1 protein-coding gene is annotated in these 350 nt (G+C 39.4%); it reads right to left on the minus strand.

The window, feature by feature from the left end:
• Positions 1-240, minus strand: a 240-nt coding sequence (locus ACNPNW_RS06445; RefSeq protein ID WP_448766771.1) for a hypothetical protein, incomplete at its 3' end; no start/stop codon positions are given.
• Positions 241-350: the final 110 nt, after the last annotated feature.

Below are 350 nucleotides of genomic sequence, written 5' to 3' on the forward strand. Positions count from 1 at the left end.
CTTCACACCAGGATTTTCACCTTCATATTTCTTCGCAATATCCTTGAACGCGGCTAGCACGTCATCAGCCGAATTAAGCATAAAGTCCAGGGTGACATTCTTTTTGGGAGAAGTTGACTGATTGTCTTTATTGCCAGTACCTGCTGTATTTTTCGAATTATCATTAGAAGATCCGCATCCGGCCAAGGTAAATGTCAACGCTACCATAATACTGGAGAGCAATAAGAATGGTTTTTTCATCGCAATCACTCCTTAAATTGTATGGGGATATTTTCTGAGTTTTAATTCGGTTCTTGCTTGTTCACTGTATGGAACGAATTCTGACATATCCTCGAATACGGTATAATCTA

The organism is Acinetobacter endophylla (assembly GCF_053543775.1).